The 6,929-nt window shown below is 71.0% G+C and carries 7 protein-coding genes and 1 pseudogene; 5 read left to right on the forward strand and 3 right to left on the reverse strand.

Features of this window, described 5'->3' with window-relative positions; genetic code table 11:
- Positions 1-507 precede the first annotated feature (507 nt).
- Positions 508-1,338: an IclR family transcriptional regulator gene (locus AOK24_RS33375; protein ID WP_055723755.1), complete on the forward strand. Its 831-nt coding sequence runs from the start codon at positions 508-510 to the stop codon at positions 1,336-1,338.
- Positions 1,339-1,628: 290 nt separating this feature from the next.
- On the forward strand, positions 1,629-3,236 hold the full coding sequence (locus AOK24_RS33380) for a glycoside hydrolase family 43 protein (RefSeq protein WP_055723756.1): 1,608 nt from the start codon (positions 1,629-1,631) through the stop codon (positions 3,234-3,236).
- 7 nt (positions 3,237-3,243) lie between these two features.
- Here AOK24_RS33380 and AOK24_RS33385 read toward each other — a convergent pair whose 3' ends face one another.
- Together AOK24_RS33385 and AOK24_RS33390 are read right to left on the reverse strand one after the other, a co-directional pair.
- Positions 3,244-3,957, reverse strand: coding sequence for a hypothetical protein (locus AOK24_RS33385; protein WP_055723757.1), 714 nt, complete (start codon positions 3,955-3,957; stop codon positions 3,244-3,246).
- A gap of 16 nt (positions 3,958-3,973) precedes the next feature.
- Positions 3,974-4,414: an Lrp/AsnC family transcriptional regulator gene (locus AOK24_RS33390; RefSeq protein ID WP_055723758.1), complete on the reverse strand. Its 441-nt coding sequence runs from the start codon at positions 4,412-4,414 to the stop codon at positions 3,974-3,976.
- Between the two features lie 79 nt (positions 4,415-4,493).
- Between AOK24_RS33390 and AOK24_RS33395 the strand changes: the two genes are divergently transcribed.
- The 3 genes from AOK24_RS33395 to AOK24_RS33405 are packed head-to-tail and all read left to right on the forward strand — an operon-like array spanning position 4,494 to position 6,387.
- Positions 4,494-5,231, forward strand: a complete 738-nt coding sequence (locus AOK24_RS33395) for an AzlC family ABC transporter permease (RefSeq protein WP_055723759.1) — start codon at positions 4,494-4,496, stop codon at positions 5,229-5,231.
- Positions 5,224-5,550, forward strand: coding sequence for a branched-chain amino acid transporter permease (locus tag AOK24_RS33400; protein ID WP_055723760.1), 327 nt, complete (start codon positions 5,224-5,226; stop codon positions 5,548-5,550). Before AOK24_RS33395 ends, AOK24_RS33400 begins: the two co-directional genes overlap by 8 nt.
- Before the next feature lie 51 nt (positions 5,551-5,601).
- Complete coding sequence (locus tag AOK24_RS33405) at positions 5,602-6,387, forward strand: thioesterase family protein (protein ID WP_055723761.1); 786 nt, start codon at positions 5,602-5,604, stop codon at positions 6,385-6,387.
- Positions 6,388-6,459: 72 nt separating this feature from the next.
- Here AOK24_RS33405 and AOK24_RS33410 read toward each other — a convergent pair.
- Positions 6,460-6,929, reverse strand: a pseudogene (locus AOK24_RS33410) (NADP-dependent phosphogluconate dehydrogenase); the annotation flags it as partial.

A 6,929-nucleotide genomic window follows, 5' to 3' on the forward strand; every position in this document is an offset into this window, starting at 1 on the left:
CCGGTCGCCGAAGTGGCCGAAGACGATGCCCCCGAGGGGCCGGAAGAGGAAGCCGACGCCGAAGGTGGCCCAGGCGGCGAGGGTGCCGACGGCCGGGGAGGCGTCGGGGAAGAAGAGGTCGCCGAAGAGGAGCCCGGCGACGATGCCGTACAGGAAGAAGTCGTACCAGTCGACCACGGCGCCCATGAAGCTCGCGAAGGCCGCGCGCCGGGCGAGGGCGCGGTGGGGAGCGCCGGGCGCGGTGTCCTGCGGGGTGCTGCTCATCTCTCACACACTCCGTCGGGTGAGGGGGGAGGGGGAGCCGGGCGAGCGGGCCCGGCCCCCGTCGAACCCTTGGTCCGCAGAATGGACCAAATGATCCAACGAGCGGAACGATAGGTCGGCTGGTTTGCGCCGATCAAGAGTTGCGGCAAGATTTCCTGCACACCGCCGGACGGCGGGTCCGCTGGGCGGACTACCGTCGGGGCAGGCACAGGAACGACACCGGACCTACGGGGAGGCCGCGAGATGAGCACCGACGAGGCACCACCCTCACAGGCACACTCCTCAGCGGCGCAGTCGGCGGAGGAGCACCCCTCGGAGGGACACGCCCCCGGCGTCCGCAGCGTCCGCCGGGCCGTCGAGATCCTCAACCTCCTCAGCGAGGACCGCCCCGTCGTCACCCTCCGCGAGGTCACCGAGGCCACCGGCCTCGCCAAGACCACCGCGCTGCGTCTGGTCCAGACCCTGGAGGAGACCGGCCTCCTCGGCTCCCACCCCGCCGGGTACACGGCGGGCCCGGCCCTGTGGCGCTGGGCCTACCTCGCGCGCAGCCAGTGGGAGGTCCCGCAGGAGACCCGCAAGGTCATGCGCGACCTCGCGGACCGGCTCGGCGAGACCGTCAACCTGTTCGTCGCCCGTGGCGTGCACCGCATCTGCGTCGCCCACGAGGAGAGCCCCCACCCGCTGCGCCACGTCGTGGACGTCGGCGACGAGCAGCCCCTGTGGGCCGGCGCCTCCTCCAAGATCCTGCTGCGCGACGCCCCCGACCCCTTCCTGCGCCGGGTCGCGACCACCTCGCCCCAGGGCGAACCCCTCACGGACCGGCTCAGGACCTGGGCGGCGGAAGCGGCCGAGCGCGGATACGCGGTCAGCTCCAGCGAGTTCGACGAGGGCCTCACCGCCGTGGCCGTACCCATCCTCGGCCGCACGGGCAAGGTGGCCGCGTCCCTCTCCCTCAGCGGCCCCACGCACCGCTTCCCGTACGAGTCGATCGAGCGCTTCGCCGCCGAACTCGCCCAGGGCGCCCGCCTCATCTCGGACCAGGGCTTCAGCCACCCGCTGGGCAACACGGGCTGAGCGGCACGCCAAAAAGCACCCCGAAAAGCTGGGCGGCACGCCGAAAAGCGAGCCGCGCTCCGAAAAAGTTCGACGGTACGCGAGCTATTGACGCTGCCCCTGAGGCACCTATCATCCGAACCGTCCGACACTCTGTCCGCCGTTCGTATATGCGAACAGCGTCGCAGAGAGCGAGCCGTACGACACCCCGCGCACCCCACCTGAACAGCCCGAAAGCCCGCCCACAGGTGGGAGCGCTCCCACCCCTACTGGAGGAGCCGATGGATGGCACAGGAGATCCGACGCCCGGCATGTCATGGCCGGGACAGCAGATCACCCGGCGCGGAGCGCTGGCGGCCGGAGCCGGTCTGATCGTGGGAGCCGCCCTCCCCGGCACCGCCGGCGCCACGACCGCAGCCGCGACGTACACCAACCCCGTCCTGTGGCAGGACTTCGCCGACATCGACGTCATCCGCGTCGGCGACGCCTTCTACTACTCCGCCTCGACGATGCACTACTCCCCCGGCGCCCCCATCCTCCGCTCCTACGACCTGGTCAACTGGGAGTTCGCCGGCCACTCGGTCCCGAAGCTGGACTTCGGCGCCAAGTACGACCTGAACGGCGGCCGGGGCTACGTACGCGGCGTGTGGGCGTCGTCCCTGGCGTACCGGCCGAGCAACCGCACGTTCTACTGGCTCGGCCAGATCGACTTCGCGCGGACGTACCTCTACTCGGCGCCCTCGGTGGAGGGCCCGTGGAACCGGCTGGCGTCGCTCGGGAACGTGTACTACGACGCCGGGCTGCTGGTCGACACGGACGACACGATGTACGTCGCGTACGGCAACACCACGATCAGCGTTGCCCAGTTGGCGCCGGACGGCCGCAGCCAGGTGCGCGCGCAGCAGGTGTTCAGCACCCCGGCGAGCATCGGGACGCTGGAGGGCTCGCGGTTCTACAAGGTGGGCGGCAGCTACTACATCTTCCTGACCCGCCCGGCGAACGGCCAGTACGTCCTGAAGTCGACCAGCGGCCCCTTCGGCCCGTACACGCTACGGCAGTTGCTGCTGAACCTGCCGGGTCCGGTGCCCGGCGGCGGGGTGCCGCATCAGGGCGGGCTCGTGCAGACGCAGACCGGCGCCTGGTACTACCTCGCCTTCGTGGACGCCTATCCGGGCGGCCGTATCCCGGTCCTCGCGCCGGTCACCTGGACGTCGGACGGCTGGCCGGTGCTCCAACTCGTGAACGGTGCCTGGGGATCGACGTATCCGAGCCCCGTCCTGCCCACTCCCCCGCGCCAGGTCGCGCCGATGATCGGCGTCGACACCTTCGACGGTACGACGCTCAAGCCGAAGTGGGAGTGGAACCACAACCCGGACGACACCAAGTGGTCGGTGAACAACGGCCTCACGCTGTCCACGGCGACGGTCACGAACGACCTGTACTGGGCCCGCAACACCCTCACCCACCGTATCCAGGGCCCGAGTTCGACGGCGACCGTCACCCTGGACATCGCCGCGATGCGCGACGGCGACCGCGCGGGGCTCGCGCTGCTGCGGGACTCCTCCGCGTGGATCGGCGTCAAGCGGGAGGGCACGGCGACGCGGCTCGTGATGGTGAACAGGCTGACGATGGACGGGAGTTGGAACACGACGGGGACGGGCACGGAGGCGGCGAGCGTCCCCGTGACGGCCAACAGGCTCTGGCTGCGCGCGAACGCGGACATCCGGCCCGGCGCCGCCCGCTCCGGCACCTTCTCCTACAGCCTCGACGGCGTCTCGTTCACCCGGCTCGGCCCGGCCTTCTCGATGGGCAACTCCTGGCAGTTCTTCATGGGTTACCGCTTCGCCCTCTTCAACCACGCCACCCGGGCGCTCGGCGGTTCGGTCCGCGTCCCGCGGTTCGAGGTGTCGGTGCCCTGACGGCACGTCACGATGCCTGCGGCTCCCGGCTGCGGCCGGGGGCCGTACGGCGTTCCCGCCACAGGCGCCGCAGGGCGAGCGCGAAGCCGATGCCGGACAGCAGGGCGAGGGCGGCGAGTTCGAGGGTGAAGGACGCGGCCCACTCGGGGTTCATCCGGCGGGTCAGGCCGCTGGTGTACTGGCAGGTGAACTGGGGCGGGAAGAGGGTGTACTCCAGCGTCCTGGGCTGGTTGCTCCCCCAGTCCGCGCCCCGGGAACAGGCCGACGCGGGTCCTGCCAGCAGCCGCCATCCGAACAGCGCGTAGGCGCCGGCGAACACCGAACCGAGGACGAAGAACGCCGTTCCCGTGCGGCGGAGTTTCGCGGTCCTGGTCATCGGCTCGACGAACCGTCCGCCGAGCGGCGGTTCCAGGCACTCGGCGACGAGGGCGACCAGCAGGCAGGTCACCAGGATCGCGAGACCCGCCCACATGAGGACGTTCAGCAGTCCGTGGCCGCCGATGGACGACACGTCCCCGTGCTCGAACTCGCAGACGGTGGCGGGCGGAAACGCCTGGTCGCGGGTCCGCAACAGCTTTCCCGGGCCGGTGGTCAGCCCGTGCATGCAGCGCTCGTCGAACTCCATCATGCCGACCGAGGCGACCATGCAGCCGACCAGCAGCGCCGTGAGGGAGAGCGCGGCCCCCGCCCAGAGCCCGTTCGTTCGATAACTCCCGTACATCCGGGCACTGTAGCCGTCAGGGCTCCCGCTTGATCGTCTTCATCGTGAAGTGGGAGACGATGTTCCTGATCCCGGGGATGGTCATGAGCCGGGTGCTCATGAACGTCTCGTACGCGGCGAGGTCGGCGACGGCGACCCGCACGAAGTAGTCGGGGGCGCCGAAGAGCCGCCGCAGCTCCAGGACCTCGTCCGCCCCGGCGAGGGTCTCCTCGAAGCGTTCGACGGTCGCCGCGTCCTGCGACTCCAGGCTCAGATCGAGCAGCACCTCGAAGGCGCGGCCCCGGGCGGCGGGATCGACGACGGCCCGGTACCCCAGGATCACCCCCTCGGCCTCCAGCCGCTGGACCCGGCGCAGGCACGGCCCGGTGGTGAGGCCGACGCGGGCGGCGAGGTGCACGTTGCTGAGCCTGCCGTCCCGCTCCAACTCGGAGATGATTGCCAGATCGATCGCATCCATGGAAGAAGATTGCTCCACGAGCCGCTCCCAGGGCAATTTTCGCAACCACCTGTCGCGTGTTTCGCGGGACCATGAAGGGGTGCAACAGCCCGTCGACGCGATCACCACGCCGCAAGAACCTCGCCGTGGGACCACCCGCGCCCAGATCACCGCCGGTGTCCGCGACTCCTTCTCCGCCGGACTCGGCATCTTCCCCCTCGGCATAGCCCTCGGCCTCCTGATCCTCCAGGCCGGCCTCCCCTGGTGGCTCACGCCCGCCCTCTCCCTGGCCGCCTTCGCCGGTTCCCTGGAACTCCTCCTGGTCGGCATGATCGCGAGCACCACCCCGCTCGCGGCGATCGCGGTGACCGTCCTGGTCGTCAACTTCCGCCACGTGTTCTACGCGTTCTCGTTCCCCCTCCACCTGGTGAAACACCCCCTGGCCAGGACGTACGCGGTGTACGCGATGATCGACGAGGTGTACGCGGTCAACGCGTCGCTCCCCGAACACGAGCGCTCGGCGCCCCGGCTGCTCGCGATGCAGGCGGCGTGCGAGGCGTACTGGGTGGGCGGCGGCCTGCTCGGCGTGGCGCTCGGCAGCGCGCTGCCCGCTCCGGTGAAGGGTCTGGAGTTCGCACTGTGCGCGCTGTTCACGGTGCTGACGCTGGACGCGTTCCGCTCCCGCGCCCAGGTGCCGTCCGCCCTGCTGGCCGGGGCGAGCGTCACGGTCGCGCTGCTCCTGACGCCGGGCGTCGCGATGTTCACGGCGCTGCTCCTGTTCGTGGGCCTGCTGCTGGCCCGCCACGCCCTCACGGAACGGACCGCCGCCGATGCCTAGTACGCCGTACCTGCCGGCCGTCCTCGCGATCGTCTTCGGCATCACCTTCGCCCTGCGCGCCCTGCCGTTCGCCCTCCTGGGCCGCCTGCGGGACTCCCCGCTGGTCGCGCGGCTCGCGGTGTGGATGCCGGTCGGGATCCTGCTGGTCCTCGCGGTGACCGCGCTGCACGGCACGGTGACCGAGGACCCGCACGGCGCCGGGTACGCGCTGCTCGCGGTCGCCGTCACGGTCGCCGTCCACCTGCTGTCCGGCCGCCGGACGATCCTCAGTGTGGGCCTCGGGACGGCCGTGTACGTAGCCTTGCTCAATCTGATGTAACGACCACGTTGTCACCGATCCCGGTGCCAGCGCCCCGAGGAAAGGTTTCCCTTGATCCCCGGCAGCTATTACGAGCGCATCGACGAGCACCGCTTCAAGCCGACGCACCACGCGCAGGGCGCCTGGGCCCCGGACGAGCAGCACTTCAGTCCGCTGGGCGGTCTGATCGTCCACGCCATGGACCAGCACCTCGCGAACCGCCCCGATCTGCTCCTGTCCCGCGTCAGCTACGACATCCTGGGCCGGCTCGCCCTGGACGAGTGCGAGGTCGAGGTGGAGACGGTCCGGCCGGGCCGCACGATCGAGCTGATCGAGGCCGTCGTCCGCATCGCGGGCCGCCCCGTGGTCCGGGCGCGCGGCTGGCTCCTGACGGCGATCGACACGGTCTCCGTCGCGGGCGGTACGGGTGAACTCCTGCCGCCGCCCGAGTCGTTGCCGTCCTGGCCGATGGCCGAGACCTGGCCGGGCGGGTACATCGCGTCGCTCGACGTACGGATGCCCGCGCCGCCGGTGCCGGGCCGGGGGACGGCGTGGATCTCCTCCCCGTACGCCCTCGTCGCCGGGGAGCCGGTCAGCCCGCTGACCTCGTTCCTCACCCTCGTCGACACCGCCAACGGCGTCGCCGTACGGCGTCCCCCGACGGAGTGGATGTTCCCCAACGTGGACCTCACGGTCCACCTCCACCGGCAGCCCGAGGGGCCGTGGACGGGGCTCGACACGACCGCCACCTTCGGGCCGACGGGGCAGGGGCTCACCAGCACGGTCCTGTACGACGTCCACGGCCCGGTCGGGCAGGCCCAGCAGATCCTGACGGTGCGACCGGCGCCGAAGAGGTGAAGTACCGGCGGTACGGGGTCCGTTGCGTGGACCCCGTACTCGCGTTCGCCCGGGAGACGGCGCTCAGCCCGCTTACGCGTCGGTCTCGGGCCGTTCGGCGTCCGCCCAGTGCGTGTGGAACGCGCCCGGCTTGTCCACCCGCCCGTACGTGTGGGCCCCGAAGTAGTCCCGCTGCCCCTGGAGCAGCGCGGCGGGGAGGCGTTCGGCGCGCAGGGTGTCGTAGTAGGCGAGGGAGGCGGAGAAGGCGGGTACGGGGATGCCGCGGCGGGCGGCGGTCGCGACGATCTCGCGCCACGGGACCTGCGCGTCGGTGATCTCCCGCGCGAACTCCTTCTCCGTCAGCAGCGAGACCAGCGCGGTGTCCTGGGCGTACGCGGCGCGGATGCGGTCCAGGAACGAGGCGCGGATGATGCAGCCGCCGCGCCAGATCCGTGCGACGGCGGCGAGGTCGATGTCCCAGCCGTACTCCTTGGCGGCGTCCTGGATCATCGACCAGCCCTGGTCGTAGGCGATCACCTTGGACGCGTACAGGGCGTTCTCGA

This window comes from Streptomyces niveiscabiei (assembly GCF_001419795.1).
GTDB classification, from domain to species: Bacteria; Actinomycetota; Actinomycetes; order Streptomycetales; family Streptomycetaceae; genus Streptomyces; species Streptomyces niveiscabiei.

Bases quoted from the DNA above. Each gene is read 5' to 3' on its own strand.
- AOK24_RS33375 (WP_055723755.1), top strand. From the start codon at position 508: ATGAGCACCGACGAGGCACCACCCTCACAGGCACACTCCTCAGCGGCG.
- AOK24_RS33385 (WP_055723757.1), bottom strand. From the start codon at position 3,957: ATGTACGGGAGTTATCGAACGAACGGGCTCTGGGCGGGGGCCGCGCTC.
- AOK24_RS33380 (WP_055723756.1), top strand. From the start codon at position 1,629: ATGTCATGGCCGGGACAGCAGATCACCCGGCGCGGAGCGCTGGCGGCC.
- AOK24_RS33400 (WP_055723760.1), top strand. From the start codon at position 5,224: ATGCCTAGTACGCCGTACCTGCCGGCCGTCCTCGCGATCGTCTTCGGC.
- AOK24_RS33390 (WP_055723758.1), bottom strand. From the start codon at position 4,414: ATGGATGCGATCGATCTGGCAATCATCTCCGAGTTGGAGCGGGACGGC.